The sequence below is a fragment of the Corallococcus sp. CA049B genome, assembly GCF_003611685.1.
Lineage (GTDB): Bacteria > Myxococcota > Myxococcia > Myxococcales > Myxococcaceae > Corallococcus > Corallococcus coralloides.
In genome coordinates, this window is the sequence record NZ_RAWC01000018.1 from 1 (window position 1) to 19,057 (window position 19,057).

At 70.4% G+C, this 19,057-nt stretch carries 15 protein-coding genes and 1 pseudogene; 5 read left to right on the forward strand and 11 right to left on the reverse strand.

The genetic code is table 11. The features are described 5' to 3' along the window. From D7W82_RS06390 to D7W82_RS06410, 5 genes and pseudogenes are all read right to left on the reverse strand, one after another. Positions 1–380: pseudogene (locus tag D7W82_RS06390) on the reverse strand (flagellar motor protein); the annotation flags it as partial. Positions 381–400: 20 nt separating this feature from the next. Continuing rightward, complete coding sequence (locus D7W82_RS06395; protein ID WP_120617479.1) at positions 401–2,305, reverse strand: Ig-like domain-containing protein; 1,905 nt, start codon at positions 2,303–2,305, stop codon at positions 401–403. Between the two features lie 183 nt (positions 2,306–2,488). Beyond that, positions 2,489–3,481: a FecR domain-containing protein gene (locus D7W82_RS06400; RefSeq protein WP_120617480.1), complete on the reverse strand. Its 993-nt coding sequence runs from the start codon at positions 3,479–3,481 to the stop codon at positions 2,489–2,491. Positions 3,482–3,513: 32 nt separating this feature from the next. Beyond that, positions 3,514–5,352: a sensor histidine kinase gene (locus D7W82_RS06405; protein ID WP_120617481.1), complete on the reverse strand. Its 1,839-nt coding sequence runs from the start codon at positions 5,350–5,352 to the stop codon at positions 3,514–3,516. Further along, entirely contained in the window at positions 5,349–8,687 is a 3,339-nt protein-coding gene (locus tag D7W82_RS06410) for a response regulator (protein ID WP_120617482.1), read from the reverse strand. The genes D7W82_RS06405 and D7W82_RS06410 overlap by 4 nt, the downstream gene beginning before the upstream one ends. Positions 8,688–8,883: 196 nt before the next feature. Between D7W82_RS06410 and lexA the strand changes: the two genes are divergently transcribed. After that, the gene (gene lexA, locus D7W82_RS06415) at positions 8,884–9,552 is read left to right on the forward strand and encodes a transcriptional repressor LexA (RefSeq protein WP_014396152.1); all 669 of its coding nucleotides are present in this window, start codon (positions 8,884–8,886) and stop codon (positions 9,550–9,552) included. Positions 9,553–9,598: 46 nt separating this feature from the next. Here lexA and D7W82_RS06420 read toward each other — a convergent pair whose 3' ends face one another. The 6 genes from D7W82_RS06420 to D7W82_RS06445 form a co-directional block, all read right to left on the reverse strand. Then, positions 9,599–10,273: a hypothetical protein gene (locus D7W82_RS06420; protein WP_158617600.1), complete on the reverse strand. Its 675-nt coding sequence runs from the start codon at positions 10,271–10,273 to the stop codon at positions 9,599–9,601. 150 nt (positions 10,274–10,423) lie between these two features. After that, complete coding sequence (locus tag D7W82_RS06425) at positions 10,424–10,993, reverse strand: imm11 family protein (RefSeq protein WP_120617484.1); 570 nt, start codon at positions 10,991–10,993, stop codon at positions 10,424–10,426. A 3-nt stretch (positions 10,994–10,996) separates the two neighbouring features. After that, positions 10,997–11,563, reverse strand: coding sequence for an imm11 family protein (locus D7W82_RS06430; protein WP_120617485.1), 567 nt, complete (start codon positions 11,561–11,563; stop codon positions 10,997–10,999). A gap of 8 nt (positions 11,564–11,571) precedes the next feature. Then, positions 11,572–12,714, reverse strand: a complete 1,143-nt coding sequence (locus D7W82_RS06435) for a lipopolysaccharide assembly protein LapB (RefSeq protein ID WP_120617486.1) — start codon at positions 12,712–12,714, stop codon at positions 11,572–11,574. A 17-nt stretch (positions 12,715–12,731) separates the two neighbouring features. Next, a complete protein-coding gene (locus D7W82_RS06440; protein ID WP_233587338.1) occupies positions 12,732–13,763 on the reverse strand; it encodes a CsgG/HfaB family protein in 1,032 nt (343 codons plus the stop codon). 63 nt (positions 13,764–13,826) lie between these two features. Next, the gene (locus D7W82_RS06445) at positions 13,827–14,609 is read right to left on the reverse strand and encodes an SDR family oxidoreductase (protein ID WP_120617488.1); all 783 of its coding nucleotides are present in this window, start codon (positions 14,607–14,609) and stop codon (positions 13,827–13,829) included. Positions 14,610–14,747: 138 nt separating this feature from the next. On the opposite strand from D7W82_RS06445, the gene D7W82_RS06450 reads away from it, so the two are divergent. The 4 genes from D7W82_RS06450 to D7W82_RS06465 all read left to right on the forward strand — a co-directional run bounded on the left by D7W82_RS06450 (position 14,748) and on the right by D7W82_RS06465 (position 19,054). Continuing rightward, the gene (locus D7W82_RS06450) at positions 14,748–16,268 is read left to right on the forward strand and encodes an acyl--CoA ligase (protein ID WP_233587339.1); all 1,521 of its coding nucleotides are present in this window, start codon (positions 14,748–14,750) and stop codon (positions 16,266–16,268) included. Continuing rightward, positions 16,265–17,275, forward strand: a complete 1,011-nt coding sequence (locus D7W82_RS06455) for a 2-dehydropantoate 2-reductase (RefSeq protein WP_120617490.1) — start codon at positions 16,265–16,267, stop codon at positions 17,273–17,275. The genes D7W82_RS06450 and D7W82_RS06455 overlap by 4 nt, the downstream gene beginning before the upstream one ends. Before the next feature lie 154 nt (positions 17,276–17,429). Next, positions 17,430–18,314 (forward strand): LysR family transcriptional regulator, encoded by an 885-nt coding sequence (locus tag D7W82_RS06460; protein ID WP_120617491.1) that lies wholly within the window; start codon positions 17,430–17,432, stop codon positions 18,312–18,314. 107 nt (positions 18,315–18,421) lie between these two features. Next, positions 18,422–19,054 carry a CHRD domain-containing protein gene (locus D7W82_RS06465; protein WP_120617515.1) on the forward strand — a complete coding sequence of 211 codons (633 nt, stop codon included), beginning with the start codon at positions 18,422–18,424 and terminating at the stop codon, positions 19,052–19,054. Positions 19,055–19,057: the final 3 nt, after the last annotated feature.

Consider the following 19,057-nt stretch of genomic DNA (forward strand, 5'->3'; position numbering starts at 1 on the left):
CCCCAGGGCACCTCCACGGTCGCGACGCGGGGGACCACCTGGCTGGCCAGCGGCAGGCTGCGCGGATCCACCTTCAGCGCATGGCGGCCGGGGCGCAGGTGCGGGCCGCCGGTGAGGTCCGGCACGCGCGAGTCCACGCCGGTGAGGTGGTAGCGGCCGAAGGCATCGGTGCGCACCTCGCGGCCGGTGGCCAGCACCAGGCGCACGTCCGAGAGCCCGGGCTCGTCGGGTCCACAGAGCCCATCTCCGTCCACGTCCACGCAGACGCGCCCGGCGATGGTCGCCGCCTGCGTCGGCAGGTCCGAGGACAGCGACTGCGCGGACGCCACGGTCGACAGCAGGAGCAGCGCGAGCAGGAAGCCCGCGGATGCGCCCGGCACCGAGGCCCTCCCCCCTGCCCTCAAGGCCGCACCTCTTCCACCGCCGTCACGCCGGTGCGCACGTCCGCCACGGAGACGCTCACAGGGGTCTTCACGCCCTGCACCGTGAAGCGCGTGAGCCCGTCCTGCACGGACACATCCCCCTTCTCACCCTCGGACAGCGCGACGTGCAGAGGGCGGTCCTTCAACACCTGGCCGCGCGGGTCCTCCACCCAGCACGTCACCCGGGCGCCCTCCACGCGCACGCGCACATTGACCGGCAGCGGCGGCGCCAGTTCCACCCGCGCATCGATGCGCGCGGGCACCAGCGGCTCGGACTCCGGGAACACCGGCCCCTGGGGACCCAGCACGTGCACCGTGACGTCGAGCCCCGGCCACACGGCGTGCGACACGCGCACCTTGCCGGGCACCATCCCGCCCACGAACACCGTCCCGTCTTCTCCCGTCGTCCGCGACATGCCGTTCATGAGCAGCGGCTGCCGGGGCACTGGCCAGCCCGCCAGATCCACCACGCCCGCGACGAGCCCCGCGGCCTCCCGCCACACCGCGAGCCGCGCGGGCTCCGTCCCGAGCGGACCGTACGCGCGCGCCATCACGGACGTGTTCGCCTGGGACCTGTTCTCCGGCGCGGTCCACGGGACCGTGAACGTCCCCGGAGGAGACTCCACCGCCGGCCCCACGGTCCCCGCGTTGGAGGCCACCTCCACCTTCGCGTCCGGCCGAGGCTGCCCGGCCGCGTCCCGCGCCGTCACCACCACCCGCGCCACCGAACCCGCATGTACCAGCTGCTCGGACAGCGACACCGTCACGTCGCGCACAGCGCCCTGCACCAGCTGCATCGGCAGCGACTCGCGCGAACCCGGGCCCCGCTGAGGCCATGCCGCCTCGATGCGCTCATCCGCCGCGAGCGTGCGCGGCGCCGTGTAGCGCCACTCCAGCATGCCGTTCGCGTCGCGCTGGGGCCCTTCCAGCCGGCCGTACTTCGCCTTCACCGTGACGCGCGCATCCGCGACGGGCTTCCCCTTCGGATCGCTGGTCGCGCACAAGAGCCGGGCCTGGGACACGCCGTCCGCGGGCAGCCGCTGCGGGTTGAGCACGCACGCCAGTCCATCCGTGGGCGGCAACTGGAGGTCGATGGCGATGCGCTCCACGTGGCCCGATTCGTCCTTCACCTCTCCCTGGGCCAGCGAGTAGCCCGGAGGCACCACCAGCGGCAGCACGAAGCGCCCTTGCGCGTCCACCGGCACGGGCCCGAAGCGCGTCCCCGCCACCTCCAGCGACACCTGTCCGCCGGGTTCGCTCTGGCCGGGCAGGTTCACCGACGTGGCCAGCGGCACCAGCAGCCGCCCATACGCGCCATGCACCGACTGGGGATGCGGCCACGCGGACAGTGCGACGAGGATGGCTGCTTCGGGAAGGCGGGTTGGCGGCAACACGTAGCGAGCGGTGTACGTGCCCGGCCCCGTGTGCTGAAGCCCCTCCACCTGCCCGGTGCTCGCGCGCAGCACCGGTGGCGCGCCGCTGTCATCCGGCGTCCCATCCGCCCGCAGCCGCCGCACCGTGAGCGTCGCCTCCTTGTCGCGCCCCTTCACCGGCAGCGGAGGCTCCAGCGACAGCTCCATGTGGCTCGCGGGCGGCCCCACGGCGTAGCGGGCCTGGGCCTCCTCGCCGTCGCCCTTCACGCGCACCACCACCTCGCGCGCCTGGGCCTTCGGCACCACGACCCAGGTGCGCAGCGGCGGAGCTTCCGGTCCGGGTTTGAGCTCCGCGCCCTCCGCCGTCACCGACGACGGGGTGAACGCCACCGGTTGGCCCCCGGCGTCCCGGCGCACCACCGCGACCGTGAAGCCCTCTGGAGGCACGGGCACGTCCGGGCCGAGCAGCTCCAGCGAAGCCGCCCAGACCGGGGCACAAACCAAGACCATCGCGGAGAGCAGGAGACGTTTCAGGGCTTCCCGACTCTACAAGGCCCTCCGCCGGGACTGCACCACTTTGGTGCCTCGGGCCGTGCGAAGGGACTCTCCGTCGAACCCGCGGACACTTCCGGCAACCCACCTCACCCGGCGGGTGGGCCCCTTCTTGGGGGACCCGCAGGCCCGCCTGGCGGATCAGGGTGAGGTGCCGTCGGAACTCTCTTGGAAGATCTTTGTATCGACCTTCATCGTCCCCGTCCTCGGTGGCGGTGGCGGCGGCGGCTCGAAGGTCAGCTCCTGCTGCTCGGTCTGGCGCGCACCGCCCACGTTCACGGCGGTCACCTGAACGGGGTTGGGGCCATTCTTGAGCGCGAGGTTGAGCGTGAACTTCCCATCCGCGTCGGTGGGCACGTTGGCGCCGTCCACCGTCACCCGGTTGCCCGGATCCGTGTGGCCGACAACGGTGACCTCGCGGTTGCGCTGCGTGCCCGTGGGCCACTCCATCTTCACGAACACGGTGCTGGGGATGGTGACTGGCGTGGTGGGCTCCTGGCCGGGGCGGACGATGGACCGCTGGCCGGCGCGGACGATGACGAACTTGCCCTCCTTGCCCGTCAGCTTCACGTCGCCTTCGCGCGTGCCCACGCTCACGGTGCCCTTGCCGTTGTTGCTCATGGTGAAGGTGCCCTGGGCGGTGCTGGCCTCCGCGTCGGCGCCCTTCGCCTTCAGGATGAAGGTGTGGCGGACGTTGGAACGGCCCCGCACCGTGGCGGTGGCCAGACCGCTGCCCAGCATCACTTTCGACAGCTCGTTCGAGATCTCCTCCACGGAGATCTCCGTCTCGGCCTCCATGCGCAGCTCCACGGACTCACCGTTGAGCACCACGGCCCAGGACCCACGCCCGGTGCGCACCACGTCCGTGGGCCGCAGCGGCATGTCCTTGCGCGCGGGTTCCCACGGTCCGTCGCCGTGCTTCACGTCCACCGTGCCTTCGAAGGAGCTCAGCACCAGCTCCACGGCCTTCTTCGCCTCCTCCTGCGTGACGGCGGGACGCGGCGGCGCCTGTGGCGGCAGCGGCGCGGGAGGCTCCCGCAGGAAGACGAACCAGCCCACCGGCAGCGCGGCCAGGATGAGCACGAGCCCGATGAGGAACGGCGCCTGTCGCCTGCGGGATGGGGGAGCAGCCATGCGTTAGCCCTAGCTACCACACGCGGCGGGCTTCATGCCCGGGGCAGCACCACGGTGAACCGGGCCCCCTGCCCCTCTTCCGAGCGGACCTCCAGCGTCCCCCCGGCCTCCGTGACGATGCGCCACGCGACGCTCAGTCCCAGGCCCACATTGGACCAGATGTCCTTGGTGGTGAAGAAGGGCTCGAAGATGCGCGGCCGGATGCTCTCCGCGATGCCCCGGCCGGTGTCCTCCACCTCCAGGGTGCACATCCCGTCACGCTCGCCCGTGCGCAGGGTGAGGCGCTTCACCGGCGTCTTCAGCATGGCGGTGCGCGCGTTGGACAAGAGCGCCAGCACCACCTGCGACAGGTGACCGGGGTCCGCCTTCACCCGAGGCACCTCCGTGCCCAGCTCCGTCACCAGCTCGATGCCCTCCCCGCGCGTCTGGTTCTCCGTGAGGCTCAGCGCGTCGCGCACCACCGCGTTCAAATCAATGGGCCGCAGGTCCGGGCGCTCGCGCTGCTGGGAGAAGCGCAGCAGGTTCTGGGTGATGTCCTTGCAGCGCTTGGCGCTCTGCTCGATCTTGCGCAGCGTTTCGAAGTCCATGTCGTCCGGCGCCCGGTCCAGCAGCAGCAGCTGCACGTTGCCCAGGATGCCGGCCAGCGGATTGTTGATTTCGTGCGCCACGCCCGCGCCCAGCTGGCCCACCGCCGCCAGCTTCTGCGCCTCCACCAGCTGCAGCTGCGCCGCGCGCAGGTCCGCCGTGGCCTCCTCCACCCGGACCCGCAGGTCGTCGTTCCAGCTCATCAGCCGCGCGCGAGACGCCTCCAGCTCCTCGCCCATGCGGTTGAAGGTGGACGCAAGCTCGCTCAACTCGTCGTGGCCCTCCACGCGCAGGCGGCGCTCCAGCTCCCCGCGCCCATAGGCCTCCGCGCCCTGCACCACGTCCGCGAGCCGCCGGTCCAACCGCCGCGTGAAGAGCGCCCCCAGCGCCAGGAGCACCACCAGCGCGCCCGCCACGGACGCGAGCACCGTGGTGCGCAGCTCCCGCACCGGCGTCAGCGCCAGGGCCTCGTCCTCCGTCACGACGATGCCCATCTCCAGCGTGTTCACCCACGCCACGCTCACCCTGCGCGCGGGGTCCTTCAGCTGGAAGCTGCGCCCGCCCTCCGCGCCCGGGGCGGACTTCAGCGCCTCGCGCAGCTCCGGCTCCAGCGCCACCATGCGCCGCGTGGCCAGGGAGCTGGCCACGACGCGCCCTTCGGAGTCCACCACGTCCAGGCGCTGTCCGTCGTTCGCGCGCCGGGCGAGCAGCGCCTCCAGCTGCGTGAAGACGAGCTCCGCGATGGCGTACGGCGCGTCCTCCGAAGCGCCCAGCTTCACCGCCACCGCCACGGCGGCCACGCCCGAGCCCGCGTGCACATACGCGCTGCCCAGCGCCGTCTGGCCCTTGCCCCCGTCCCGGAAGTTCTCCACCGGCACCGCGTGCGCCAGCTGACGGACGTGCGCGGCGTCGAAGGCGGGATGGCGCTCGAGCGGCTCCTCGCTCCGGAACACGGCGGGCCCCAGGGGCTGCCCGTTCGCGTCCGCCTGGATGACCGCGCTCACCGAGGTGGACTGGCCATACAGGAGCATCAGCATGCCGCGCACCTCTTCGGGCGTGGCGCGCTCCCAGGGCAGCAGCTCCGCGGAGCGGGCCAGGCCGTTGACGACCTCCATCAGGTTCGCCTCCACGGCCTCGGCGGTGGCGGTGGCGAGCGCGCGCTGCTGCTCGTCGATGCGCTGGGCCAGCGCGTGCTCCGAGCGCGAAAGCAGCAGGAAGCCGACGATGGCCAGGGGCAGCACCGTCGCGGCGAGCATGAAGAGGATGAGCTGCTGGTAGAGCCTCATCCAGTGACGGACCGGACCACGCGCTCTAAGTCGCTGCGCAGGAAGACGGAGCCGGGGATGGCCTTGGCCCGCTTCTTCATGTCCGCGGCCCGGCGCGCCAGCTCCGCGTGGTCATGCGCCACGCCGTCCGTCATCACCGCCACGACGGACACGCTCATGATGGGGAACTCGCGCTTCTCCCCGAAGCGGTCCTCCGCCTCGATGTGGCCGCGCTCCCGGTCCTGCCGGTCGTAGTAGAGCGGGATGATGCGGTCGAACTGCTCAATCGCCCGCTGGCACACCCGGTCCACGGACTCCACGGAGGTGATGAAGACGAAGTCGTCTCCGGCCACGTGGCCCAGGAAGTCCCCCGGGGCGCCCTCCTGCTGGAAGACCTCCCGCATCAGGTCGCCCGTCTGGCGCACCACGCCGTCCGCCTTCGCGAAGCCGTAGTAGTCGTTGTAGGCCTTGAGGTTGTCCAGGTCCAGGTAGCAGAACGCGAACGGCTGGCGCGCGCCCAGCCGGCGCTGCACCTCGCGCTCGATGGCGGTGGAGCCGGGCAGCTGCGTGGTGGGCGACGAGGACAGCTCCTGCTCCTTGCGCCGCAGCATGCTCTCCACGCGCGCGCCCAATTCCAGCGCGTCGAAGGGCTTGGTGATGTAGTCGTCCCCGCCCAGCTTCAGCGCGCGGACCTTGGACGACGTCTCCGTGCGCGCGGAGATGAAGATGACGGAGATGTGGCCGCTGGCGCGCTCGGCCTTGATCTCCTCCAGGAACGCGAACCCGTCGCCGTCCGGCAGCGTGACGTCCAGGAGCACCGCGTCCGGCCTGCGCTCGCGCAGGGAACGCCGCCCCTCCTCCACGCTGTGCGCGACGCCGACCTCGAAGCCCAGGCCCTCCAGGACCTCGCGGCAGATGGAGGCGATCTTCGCGTCGTCGTCCACCACCAGCACGCGTCCGTGCTGCGCCCCGGCGCGGCCCCGCGCCAGCGAGTCCACCGTGGCCAGCAGCTTGTCTCCGGCCAGGGGGCGCACGAGGAACGCGTCCGCGCCGGCCCGGAAGGCGCGCTGGCGCTCGTCGAACGCGGAGGTGAGCAGGAGCGGCGCGCGGCGCGTCTCCGGATCATTCCGGAGGATCTCCGCCAGCCGCAGGCCGTCCACGTCCGGCAGCCGCACCGACACCAGCACCACGTCCGGGTGGAGGTTGCGCGCGGCGGACAGGCCCTCCTCCGCGGAGGCCGCCAGGCGCACCCGGTAGCCCCGGGCGCCGAGCAGCGCCTTCATGATGTGCCCCACCTCGGGCTCGCCCTCGATGATGAGCACCTTGCCGCGCGAGTCCGCGCGGACGGGCTGCGGCGACGGCAGCAGCGTGTCCACGGCCGCCTGGGACAGCACGTCCTGGGGCGGCTCCGTGGGGAGCACGGCGATGAAGCGCACGCCTGCCTGGCACGGCTCGGACCAGATGCGGCCGCCGTGGGCCTCCACGATGTTGCGGCAGATGGGCAGGCCCAGGCCGGTGCCGCGCACGGTGCGGTTCGCCTGCGTGCGCGCCTGCTCGAAGCGGTCGAAGATGCGCTCCAGGCTCTCTTCCGGGATGGGGTCGCCGCTGTTCCAGCAGGAGAGCACCACGTAGCCGGGCAGGCTGGACGTGGCGCGCAGCTCCACGCGCACCTCGCCGCCCTCCGGCGTGAACTTCACCGCGTTGTTGAGCAGGTTGTTGAGCACCTGGTTCACGCGGTTGGGGTCCACCATGGCGCGCAGCGGGTGCTGTGGCAGCAGGGGCACCACGCGGATGCGCTTCTCCGCGAAGGCGGGCCCATACTTCTCCACCACGCGCTGGACCAGCTCCTCCAGGTAGATGCGCTCGAAGCTCATCTTCAGCCGGCCCTGCGCGTACTTCGACAGGTCCAGCAGGTCATCCACGATGCTGTTGAGCTTCTCCGCGGAGTCCTTGGCCAGCGACAGGTAGCGGTGCTGCCGCTCGTTGATGTCCCCCGCCATCCGGTTGAGCACCAGGTCCAGGGCGCCGGTGATGGAGGTGAGCGGCGTGCGCAGCTCGTGGCTCACCATGGAGACGAAGGTGTCCTTGCGCTCCTCCAGCCGCTTCTGATCAGTGATGTCGCGCAGCACCACGCACACGCCGCGCAGGGTGCCGCGCGCGTCGTTGACGGGCGTCACGGTGGTCTGCACGGTGCGGTCGAAGAGCTTCACGTCCTCGCGCAGAACCTGGTGGCCGCTGTACTCCAGGTTGCGGACCAGCTGGAACGGCTGGAAGCCCAGGCGCTCCTCCAAGAGCCGGTTGGAGGGCCCCTGCCCCTCCTCCCCCGCGTGCAGGATGCGGCGCGCCGCGGGGTTCATCACCACGATGTCGTTCTTCTCGTCGGTGAGCACCACGCCGTCCGCCATGGACGCGACCATGCGCTCCATGCGGTGGCGGGCCTCTTCCTCCGCGGAGCGCAGCGACTGGATGGCGTCCGCCGTCTGGTTGGCGAGCACGTCCAGCAGGAGCCCGTCGTCCTCCGTGAACGCGTCCGCGCGGTGGGAGAACAGCGACAGCATGCCCACGGGCTTGCCCGCGGCGGTGAGGTTCACCGTGAGCTGGTTGGGGTAGACGACGGGGGACGCGGAGTCCTGGGTGGTGGTGCCGGTGACGCGGGTGATGACCCGGTCCTCCGGCAGCGTCAGGCCGCTGCTCTTGCGGTACGCGCCGAGCATGGACTCCTTGACGCCCAGCAGCGCCTCTTCTCCCACGTTGCCCACGCAGCGCAGGCGCAGCGTGGCGCCCCGCTGTCCGTCCGGCGCGATGAGGGCCGCGCCGCAGTCGTACGGCAGCACGCGGGCCACGGCGGTGAGCACGCGGTCGATGATGGCGTCGTAGCTGGCCGGGTCGTTCGCGCTGGCGCGGCTGACCTCATAGAGGACGAAGAGGGCCTCCACCCGCTGGTGCAGCTGGCGGATGAGCTTCTCCTTGTCCTTCTTGAGCTGGGCGAACTCCACCGCGTTCTTCACGGTGATGAGCAGGTCGTTCACGTCCCAGGGCTTGGTGACGTAGCGGTACACCTGGCCCTGGTTGATGGCCGCGATGATGTCCTGCGGGTCCGTGTAGGCGGTGAGCAGGAGCGTCGTGACGTCGATGCCCTCCGCCCTGGCGGCGTTGACCAGGTCGATGCCGGTCATCTCCGGCATGCGCTGGTCCGTGACGAGCACGTCCACGGACTCCGTTCGCAGGATTTCCAGGGCTGCCTTGCCGTGGGGGGCGGTGAGGACGCGATAACGCCGCTGGAACATCCGGCTGAGGATGTCCAGGACGTCGGCCTCGTCGTCGACGAAGAGCAGCGTGTGGCGGAGGTCGGACACGGCGGCGCCAAGTGTACGCCGAGATCAACGCGCATCCTCAAGCGGCGAGAAAGACGGGCTGAGGGCAGCACGGGGGGTATGGGTGGGGGTACTGAACAGATTGACTCTACACGTATGTTCAGGGAGCATGGGCCACTGAAATTCTGTTGCCCATCACCGCCAGAGCAGGCGGGCGACCGAGCGAAGGAGTGCGGCCATGGAAGAGCTCACGGAGCGCCAGCGCGAAATCCTGACCTTCATCGTGAAGGAGACGGAGGTCCGAGGCTTCCCCCCGACCATCCGGGAGATTGGGGAGCACATGGACATCCGGTCGACCAACGGGGTGAACGACCACCTGAAGGCCCTGGAGCGCAAGGGCTACCTGACCCGGGGCGAGCAGCAGAGCCGCTCGCTGGTGCCCACCAAGCGGGCGAGGCTGCTCCTGGGCCTGGGGATGAAGAGCCGGGAGTCCGGCATGATCGAGATCCCCCTGCTGGGCAAGGTGGCGGCGGGTGCGCCGGCGCTGGCGCAGGAGCACATGGAGGACTCGGTCAAGATCGACAGCTTCCTGCTGGGCGGGGTGAACGGCCGGGAGGTGTTCGCGCTGAGGGTCAAGGGCCAGTCGATGATCGACGACGGCATCCACGACGGGGACTACCTCTTCGTGAAGAAGACGCCGTCGGCGCAGCCGGGTGAAATCGTGGTGGCGCTCATCGAGGACGAGGCCACGGTGAAGCGCTACTACCCGGAGCAGGACCGCATCCGCTTCCAGCCGGCGAACGCGACGATGCAGCCCATCTACGTGAACCGCTCGGACTTCCGCTCCACCATGATTCTGGGGCAGGTGGTGGGCGTGTACCGGAAGCTGCAGGGCGGCAGGACGTAAGCGCCGTGACTTTCCGCCCGGGCACGGTGAGCCCGGGCGGGAGGCGTCAGCGGACGGGGCAGGCGCCGCAGTCGAGCGCGGAGCCGCAGCCGTCCGGAACGACGCTGCCGCAGGAGCGGCCCAGGGAAGCGCAGGTCGCGGGCGTGCAGCAGGTGTTGTCCGCGGTGCAGGTCTGCCCCTGGGGACACACGCCACAGTCGATGCGGCCGTGCGTGGTGTCCTTGAAGCCGCAGGCGACCTGGAGGCTGGCGCAGATTTCGGGCGCGGGGACGCCGTTCATGTTCCTGCGGCCCCGGACCTTCTCCTTGAGCACCTCCACTGAGAGGTAGGAGGTGACGGGAGCATCGGCGGAGGGGGTCTGGATGTTCACGCCCCAGCCCTGGGGTCCCAGCGCGCGCGTCAGTTCTCTCTTGAATTCAGCTCCACGCAGGGTCGGGTCTTCCCAGGAATCGTACATCCACAGCCCGGCCTCGGTTCCAGGAGGGGGCGCTTCCGTGAGGAGGACGGTGGGCCAGAGACCGGAGGGCCAGGTGATCATCTCCGCGAAGCGGTCCCCCAGCACCATCAAAGGCGGCGACATGGCAGCACGGGGCAGGAACTCCACCGGGCTCAGGCCATTGATCCGGATCAACAGCCCTTCGTGGACGGTGACCTCTTCTTGCGTTTCGCCGCGGAAGACCGTGAAGCCCCGGGTGATGTGAACGCGCTCCACTGACGTCACGGTGCCAAGCCCGGAGTTCTGGGAGCGCGGCCAGGTCCGGGGAGTGGGGGGAGGTGGTGGCTCCGTACAAGCCAGCGTCAGGCCCAGCAACAGCAGACCGCACAAGCGCAACATGTGTCTCCCCCTCGGACTCCAGGCACGGCGTGACAATCAGACTTCGGTGAACCGTATTCCCGTGGCGCGGATGCGCTCCAGCGCGACCTTGATGTCCTCGGAGACGATGAGGGCGATGGACCATCCCCATGTCCTGAAGACCCGGGCATCGCCGACCTGGGCTGGGTCAATGCGCATCCCGTCAACGTCGCGATACTCCCCGACCCGCTCCGGCCGGCCATCTTGAGGCGCCCACCGGATCACCTCTTCGGAAGCTTCGTCATCGATGCAGCGGATGAGCCGGGTCGCCACGAGGATGGCATGCGGCCCCTCATGTCCCTGGACGTCGACGGGCACGAGTTGGATGTCCTGCGCTGCAAGCGCTGAAAAAACTGCTGCGACCCGCGCGCTCACGACGGGCGTACTGAACCCAGCCAGGGAGAAGTCGAGGGGCGTTCCAGGATGTTCAAGCGGAACGAGCAGCTCCTGTTGCGGAGGAAGAGGTCGACCCTCTCTGAACATCCAAGGGTCTTCGACCTCGCGCCCACCCGCATCCAAAGGGATGCCCAGCTCCCATCGATCTGGGAGGGTGATGTCATCAAGAAGCCGGAAGTAGCGCCGTGGCAAAGGTCACACGGGGGTGAAGTGCACGCCCGTGGCGCGTACGCGTTCCAAGGCGAGCTTGATGTCCTCGGAGACGATGAGGGCGATGGACCATCCTTCCAGCCGGAAGACCTTGGCCTCGCCGACCCGCAGTGGATCGATGTGCAGATCATCCACGGCGTAGTACTTCCCGACTTTTTCGGGCAGTCCATCCTCGGCGGTCCAGAATTGGACCTTCGAGCGCGGCTCGTCGATGCAGCGGATCAGCCGGGTCGCCACCAGGATCCGGAAGGGGTCTTCCTCTTCTTCAACGTTGGCGTGAATGAGCTGGACGTCGTTGGGAGCCAGGTTCGCGAAAATGGCCGCGACACGCTGACGGACAACCGGGACCATGGACGCGGTCTGCGTGAAGTCGAGCGCCTGCCCGGGATGTTCCACGGCAATCCGAATGCGCCCTTCGATCCGCACGCGATGCCCGCGATTGAAGTCGCGAGCGTCCTCCAGTTCCTGCAGACCCGCGTCCATGGGGTCATCCAGGTGCCAGCGTCCAGGCCAATAAACGTCATCTGCGAGTTCGAAGAAGCGTGCCCCCATCCTCATGCCTACGGGCACTTCACCACGCCACCATCCGTCGCCGCCGTGGCCACCCGGGCACAGGCAGCCTGCACGGTGGCCGTGTCCTTCAGGTCACGCGCGAGCCTCGCGGTGGACAACTGCAACTCCAGGTTCTTCGCGTGCCCCGGCTCCGCCCCCAGGCTCGTCAGGATGCGCAGCGCGTCCTGCTTGCGCCCCATCGCCGAGAGCAGGTCCGCCAGCGCCTGCATCTCCCCCACGTCCGCCCCCGACACCGTGTCCAGGGCCTTCTGCAGCTCCCCTTCCGCCGCCGCCCGGTCGTCCACCGTCAGGTGGGCCTTCGCGAGCGCCACGTGGACGACAGCGCGGTCCTTCACCTTCAGCGATTCGCCGTAGGCCTTCAGCGCCTCTTCGCGCTTGCCCAGCTTGAGCTGGATCTCCGCCACCAGCTCCCACAGCGTCGGATCCTTCGGCGACTTCTTCGCGGCCTCCTCGTACGCCGCCGCCGCTTCCGGCAACCGGCCCGCGCGCACCTCCGCGTCGCCCAGCGCCGTCAGCACCTCCGGCGTGCGCACGCCCTGCCCCGTCACCTTGCGCAGCAGCCCGAGCACCTCGTCCTGCCGCCCCTGCGTCGTCAGCACGTCCACTGCCCGCACCAGCAGGTCGGCCTTCGACGCGTCCGGCGCGGCCTCGGCCGCCTGCGTGAAGTCGCGCACCGCCTCGTCGTGGTCACCGCGCTCCTCGGCCAGCTCGCCCAGTTGCTCCAGCGCGTTGAAGTCCTTTGGATGCAGCACCAGCGCCTTCTGCAGCGACTGCCGCGCTTCGTCCTTCTTGCCCAGCTGCGCCTGGATGAACCCCAGCCGGCTCCAGTTGGTGGAGCGCTTCGCATCCAGCCGCAGCGCGACCTCGAACTCCTTCGCGGCCTCCTCCAGCCGGCTCATCGACAGGAGCACCTCGCCCCTCGCGGCGGGCAGGCGCGGATCCGCGGGCGCCAGCGTCTTCATCTCGTCGAAGGACTTGAGCGCCGCGTCGAGGTTGCCCTTGAGGTACTCGGAGTTGCCCTGGAGGTAGAGCCCTTCCGCCTGGTCCTTCGGGTCGAGCTTCGGCGTTTCGGTGCAGGCCCCGGAGGCCAGCAGGGCAATGAGCGGCAAGGCACGCAGAGGCGAGGACATGAGAGGCTCCGGAAGACTCAGAAGTGATACGCGATGCCGGCGTTGACATCGAAGTTGAGGCCGTCGCCCGCACCGTCGTCCGCGAGCCCCAGCACCGCCTGCGCGATGTTCGTTCCCAGCTCCAGCTGGAAGCCCACGTGGCCCGCCAGCAGGTACTCCAACCCCACGAACCCCACGACGGACGGCAGCGGGCCCGTGCTCTGGAAGATGCCGTAGTCGCCGAACGACAACTGCACGCCCAGGCCGAAGCCCCAGTACGGCCGCAGGTCCTTCTCCAGGCGGTGGTAGTGCCGCGCCCCCACGATGCTGGGCAGCACGTTGAGCTCGCCCTCGGCGTCGCCGCCGGCATGCACCCAGGTGAAGCCGACCTGGACGAAGCCCTGCCATTCCGGGTGGAACCAGTAGCCCATCTCCAGGTCCAGGCCCGGGTTCAAGGACGACACCTTGTCGATGAAGCTGTTGTTGAAGCGCAGCCCCAGTGTCAGCCCGCCCCCCGGCGACGACGCGACCGCGCCGCCCAAGAGGGGCCGGGCCTGGACGAGCTCACCGGGAGACTCCAGCGCGATGCTCAACTCGTCGGTCACGGCGACGACCGCGCGCAGGAGCTCGCCGTCCTCGGAGGCCTCCGTGCGCGGCCGAGCGAGGGTGCGGCCATCCCGCGTATCCACGAGGCTCGCGTCGAGGAGGTACTGCCCCCCGAAGCGATCCAACCGGCCCGTGAGGACGTAGCGCGCGCCCGTCAGCGAGGACAGCTCCTGGACGCACTCGCCCTTCTCGCAAGGGGCGCGGTCCACCAGCTCCAGCTGGCGCTCCGTACCGACCCGCTGCTGGAGCTCCCGCTGGGACAGCACGCGCAGCCGGGGCGACTCCGAGAGCCGTCCCGAGATGAGCGACGTGATGCCCTGCGCGGCATCCCTCCCCGCCGCGTTGGCCGCCAGGGGCAGCACCGCCACCGTGAGCGGCTCGGCGACGGCCGCCTCCTCCTGGGCGAAGACAGGCGACGACAGCGCGACGAGGCACGAGATGAAGAGCCGGGGGAGGCGGGACACGGCCGACACTCTACCCTCCTCCAGGCCCGCGCCCAGGCCTTCCGTGGCCGCTTCCCTGCCCGCTCACCCCTGATGGTTGAGCTTCGCCGCCAGGGAACGCACCACGACGCGCGGGCTGACCCGCACCGAGAAGGCCGCCAGCCAGTTGAGCACGCCGTGGATGGAGACCACCCGCCCCTTCATCATCGCCGCGTAGGCATGGCCCGCGACCTCGGGCGCCTCCGCCACGCCCGGCCGATTGAACAGGAGAGACTCCGCGTTGCCGGCGCGCCCGGCGAACTCCGTCTTCGTGGCGCCCGGGCAGTGGCAGGTCACCGACACGCCCGTGCCCTCCAGCTCGACCGCGAGCGCCTCCGTGAACGACAGCACGAACGCCTTCGTCGCGTAGTACGTGGCCATGTACGGCCCCGGCAGGAAGCCCGCGGTGGACGCGATGTTGAGGATGCGCCCCTGCTTGCGCTCGCGCATGGGCCGCGCGAACAGGTGCGTGAGCTTGAGCAGCGCGACGCAGTTGACCTCCACCATCTCCGCCTCGCGCCCCAGGTCCTGCTCCAGGAACGGCCCGGAGGAACCGAACCCCGCGTTGTTCACGAGGAAGTCCACCGCGAGCCCCAGCTCCTGCACGCGCGCGAAGAGCTGCTCTGGCGCGGAAGGATGTCCCAGGTCCGCAGGCAGCACGTGCGCCTTCACCCCGTGCGCCTGCTCCAGCTTGCGAGCCAGCTCCTCCAGCTTCGCCACGCCGCGCGCGACGAGGATGACGTCGTGCCCGTCCTTCGCGAACTGCTCCGCGAACCGCACCCCGAGCCCCGCTGACGCGCCGGTGATGAGCGCCACTTTCCGCGACATGGTGATGCCTCCCGACGGCCGATATAGCAGCACCGGTGAGCAGAAGGCCCCAAGCCCGCGCACAAAGCGGTTGCCCGTGGGGATCCACGGCCATATTCGGAAGAGGACCCCGAGGACGTGGAGCCCGGCATGGAGCGGATGGACACCCTCGAAGCGCTGCTCGCGCGCGGACGGACGGAGGACGTAGCGCTCGGTGCGCCCGGCAGGCAGGGCATGACGTACGGCGCGCTGCGGGACCTCACCGCGACAGTCCGCGAGCAACTGAATGCGTGGGGCCTGGGACAGGGAGACCGCGTCGCGCTGGTGCTGCCCAACGGCCCGGAGATGGCGGCGGCGTTCCTCGCCGTGGCCAGCGCCGCGACGACCGCGCCGCTCAATCCCGCCTATCGCGCGGACGAGCTCACGTTCTACCTGGACGACCTCCAGGCCCGTGCCCTCCTCGTGCTCGAAGGAGCGGAGGGACCGGCCCGCGAGGTCGCGCGCGCACGCGACCTCCCGCTCATCGAACTGCGTCCGACGCTGGAAGGGCCCGCGGGGCACTTCACGCTCGTGGCGGGGCAGCCGCTGTCGGGCATGGCGCTCCGTCCCGGCCCCGCAAGCGCGGACGACGTCGCGCTGGTGCTGCACACGTCGGGCACGACGGCGCGGCCCAAGCAGGTGCCGCTGACGCACGCGAACCTCCGCGCCTCCGCGCGGCACATCGGCGCGCAGCTGGGGCTGGGTCCCACGGATGCGTGCCTCAACATCATGCCGCTGTTCCACATCCACGGGCTCGTGGCGGCGGTGCTGTCCAGTCTGGCGGCCGGCGGTCGCGTGGTGTGCACGCCCGGCTTCAACGCCCTGCGCTTCTTCTCCTGGTTCGAGGAGGTCCGCCCCACCTGGTACACGGCCGTCCCCACCATGCATCAGGCGCTGCTGGAGCGCGCCCACCGCAACGCGGACAGCCTGAAGGACCACCGCCTGCGCTTCATCCGGTCCTCCTCCGCGTCGCTGCCGCCACAGGTGATGGAGGAGCTGGAGCGCGTCTTCGGCGTGCCCGTCATCGAGAGCTACGGCATGACGGAGGCCGCGCACCAGATGGCCTCCAACCCGCTGCCGCCGCGTCCCCGGTACGCAGGGTCGGTGGGGCTCGCCGCCGGGCCGGAGGTCGCCATCATGGACGACTCGGGCACGCTGCTGCCTCCGGGCACGACGGGCGAAGTGGTCATCCGCGGCCCCAACGTCATGTCCGGCTACGTGAACAACTCCGAGGCCAACGCGCGCGCCTTCACCCACGGATGGTTCCGCACGGGCGACCAGGGGACGCTCGACGCACAGGGCTACCTGCGGCTCACCGGACGGCTGAAGGAGCTGATCAATCGCGGCGGGGAGAAGGTGAGCCCGCTGGAGGTGGACACCGTGCTGTTGGATCATCCCGCCGTGCAGCAGGCCGTGACGTTCGCCCTGCCCCACCCCAGGCTCGGCGAGGACGTGGCCGCCGCCGTCGTCCTTCGCGAGGGCCACGCGCCCACCGAGCGCGAGCTGCGCGACTTCGTGGCCTCCCGCGTGGCGGACTTCAAGGTGCCCCGCCGCATCGTGTTCCTCACGGAGCTGCCCAAGGGCCCCACCGGCAAGGTGCAGCGCATCGGGCTCGCGCAGCGGCTGGGGCTCACGTCATGAGGATCGCCATCTTCGGCGCGGGCGCCATCGGCGGCTTCCTGGGCGTCAAGCTGCTCCAGGCCGGCGCGGACGTCACCTTCATCGCGCGAGGCGCCCACCTGGACGCCATGCGCGCCCACGGCGTCACGCTCACCAGCGGCGGCGAGACGGTCACCGTGCATCCCCATTGCACGGACTCGCCCGACGACGCGGGCCCGCAGGACTACGTCTTCCTCACCCTCAAGGCCCACGCCCTGCCCGCCGCGGCGCCCCAAATCGCCCGGCTGCTGGGCCCGGAGACGGCGCTCGTCACCGGCATCAACGGCGTGCCCTACTGGTACTTCCACGGACTCGAAGGCCCGTACACCGGCCGCCACGTCGAGAGCGTGGACCCCGGCGGCGTCATCCTGCGCACCCTGCCTCCCGAGCGCGTCATCGCCACCGTGGTGTACCCGGCCGCGGAGGTCGTCTCCCCCGGCGTCATCGTGCACACGTACAACGACCGCGTGACGCTGGGCGAACCCGACGGCGGCAAGAGCCCGCGCGTGCAGGCCCTGTCGCAGCTCATGATGAAGGCCGGGCTCAAGTCGCCCGTGCGTCCGCGCATCCGCGATGAAATCTGGGTGAAGCTCTGGGGCAACCTCGCCTTCAACCCGCTGTCCGCGCTGACCGGCGCGACGCTCGACGTGCTCGCCCGCCAGCCGGACCTGCGCGCCGTGGCCCGCACGATGATGCTGGAGGCGCAGGCCGTGGCGGAGACGCTGGGCACGCGCTTCCTCATCGACGTGGATCAGCGCATCCAGGGCGCGTCCCAGGTCGGCGCGCACAAGACGTCCATGCTCCAGGACCTGGAGCGCGGGCGCCCCATGGAGATTGATGCCCTGCTGGGCGCCGTCGTGGAGCTGGGCCAGCTCACCGGCAAGCCCATGCCCACCTGCGAGAACATCCTCGCCCTGGTGCGCGAGCGTGCCCGCCACGCTGGCGGCTACCCGCCGCGCGCGACGCCTCCCGCGCCCGAGGAAACCTAGTCTTCAGCGCGTCCAGCGCCTTCTTCTCCGCCTGCTTCAGCTCCAGTCCAGGAGGTCCCCCCTTCTTGCAAGTCCCGGGTCGACCTGCGGATGCTCGCTCGACGGGAGGAGCGGCGGCGCGGGCCTGGACGGTCCGCTCCGCCGTGTCGAGCGCATGGACCTGGAAGAGTTGCGTGCCTTTGTCGGCGTCGCGGAGACGGGCTCGTTCCTGGCCGCGGCGGACATCCTGGGAGTGTCCAGGACGACGCTGCGGCGTCGCGTCGAGGCGCTGGAGGCTCGCGCGGGCGTACCTCTGCTCAAGAGCACCCGAACGGGCGTGGTGTTGACGGAGGCGGGCGAGGTGCTCGCCCGTCGCGGCCGGCTGATGATGCAGGAAGCGCGCGCGCTGGTGGCCTCACTGCGCGAGGTCGGGCAGGCCCCCGCAGGGCTGCTGCGCGTGGTGTTGCCGGTGGGCCTGCCGCCACACCTTCTGTCGCCGCTGTTCGGCTTGCTGCGGAGCACCTATCCACTCCTGAGGGTCCACGCATGCTTCAGCGACCATCCGCTGGCGGAGCCGCTCGACGACGTGGACCTCGCGGTGCACTTCGGGGAGGACATGCCCCGTGGCCCCTGGGTTTCCCAGGTGGTGCTGCGGGTTCGCGAGCGCCTCTGGGCCGGCGCGGACTACCTGCGTGAGCGCGGTCCGCCAGACTCCGTGGAGGCCTTGCGGAGCCACGAGCTCTTCTCCTGGCAGGGCCCGGGGGGCGACGCATGCCTGTGGCCCCAGCTTCGCGGCCCCGCGTTCCAGGTGGAACCCGCCCTCATCTCCACGGACATCCATCTCATCCGGGCGTGCTGCCTCGCGGGGCAGGGCATCGGGCTGATCCCCAGCGTGGACCTGGCGGACCCGGGCGAGGTGGAGGGGGCGCTGGTCCCCGTGCTCGCGGACGTCGTGGGGCGTGAGCAGCCGCTGCGCGTGAGTGTCCCAGAGGCGCTCAGCGAGCTTCCGAAGATCCGGCAGGTGCTCGAACACATCCGGCGGATCATCGCTCCGTTGTGAGGCGCGCCCGTGGACTGAAGCCGGTCATCGGGTGGCCACTTTTGGCCATCCCGGGGGCAGGCGTCCACGCTACGCCATGAGGCGTTCCCCTCGTGCTGGAGTCCGCCATGCGAATCCCCATGTCCCTGACCCTCGTCCTGACCCTCGGAGCGCTGTCCTCCCATGCCAAGGACCCCGCGCTCGGCGCCACGACCTTCACCGTCTATGAAGCCTTCCTCAGCCCCGCTCAGGAGCCCGGCGAGGAGTCCGAGACCCCCAAGCCCCTGCAGAAGAGCCTGGGGGCCACCGCGCCCTCGACGCCGAGGGAGCAGCGCATGTCCCGGGGCCATGGGGTGCTGCGCTTCTCCAAGGACCTGACCCGGGCCTATGTCGAGGTCGAGATGACCGGCGTCAATCCCGCAGACATCCTCATGTTCCACATCCACTGCGGCCCGCCGGGCGTCCTGGGCCCGGTGGTGGTGGATTTCGGCGAGTCGGGCAACCTGACGAAGACGCTCGCCAACGGACGCTGGGCGGTGGAGCTGACCAACGCGAACATCACCTTCGTCAAGGACATGAAGGGCATGAAGCCCGGCCTCCCGGAGAGCTGTCCGGCGGAGCTGGGCTTCCTGGCCCAGACGCGGACGCTGGCCGGGCTCGAGTCGCTCGCGCGCAAGGGCGTGCTCTATTTCAACCTGCACACCAAGGCCCATACCTACTACGGAGAGATGCGCGGGCAGCTCTACGCCGTCCAACCCTGAGCG

What these genes read in the sequence shown, in the direction of transcription:
- D7W82_RS06405 (WP_120617481.1), bottom strand. Translation starts at nt 5,352, where the DNA reads ATGAGGCTCTACCAGCAGCTCATCCTCTTCATGCTCGCCGCGACGGTG.
- D7W82_RS06435 (WP_120617486.1), bottom strand. Translation starts at nt 12,714, where the DNA reads ATGTCCTCGCCTCTGCGTGCCTTGCCGCTCATTGCCCTGCTGGCCTCC.
- D7W82_RS06430 (WP_120617485.1), bottom strand. Translation starts at nt 11,563, where the DNA reads ATGGGGGCACGCTTCTTCGAACTCGCAGATGACGTTTATTGGCCTGGA.
- D7W82_RS06465 (WP_120617515.1), top strand. Translation starts at nt 18,422, where the DNA reads ATGCGAATCCCCATGTCCCTGACCCTCGTCCTGACCCTCGGAGCGCTG.
- D7W82_RS06455 (WP_120617490.1), top strand. Translation starts at nt 16,265, where the DNA reads ATGAGGATCGCCATCTTCGGCGCGGGCGCCATCGGCGGCTTCCTGGGC.
- D7W82_RS06445 (WP_120617488.1), bottom strand. Translation starts at nt 14,609, where the DNA reads ATGTCGCGGAAAGTGGCGCTCATCACCGGCGCGTCAGCGGGGCTCGGG.
- D7W82_RS06395 (WP_120617479.1), bottom strand. Translation starts at nt 2,305, where the DNA reads ATGGTCTTGGTTTGTGCCCCGGTCTGGGCGGCTTCGCTGGAGCTGCTC.
- D7W82_RS06460 (WP_120617491.1), top strand. Translation starts at nt 17,430, where the DNA reads ATGGACCTGGAAGAGTTGCGTGCCTTTGTCGGCGTCGCGGAGACGGGC.
- D7W82_RS06400 (WP_120617480.1), bottom strand. Translation starts at nt 3,481, where the DNA reads ATGGCTGCTCCCCCATCCCGCAGGCGACAGGCGCCGTTCCTCATCGGG.
- D7W82_RS06450 (WP_233587339.1), top strand. Translation starts at nt 14,748, where the DNA reads ATGGACACCCTCGAAGCGCTGCTCGCGCGCGGACGGACGGAGGACGTA.
- lexA (WP_014396152.1), top strand. Translation starts at nt 8,884, where the DNA reads ATGGAAGAGCTCACGGAGCGCCAGCGCGAAATCCTGACCTTCATCGTG.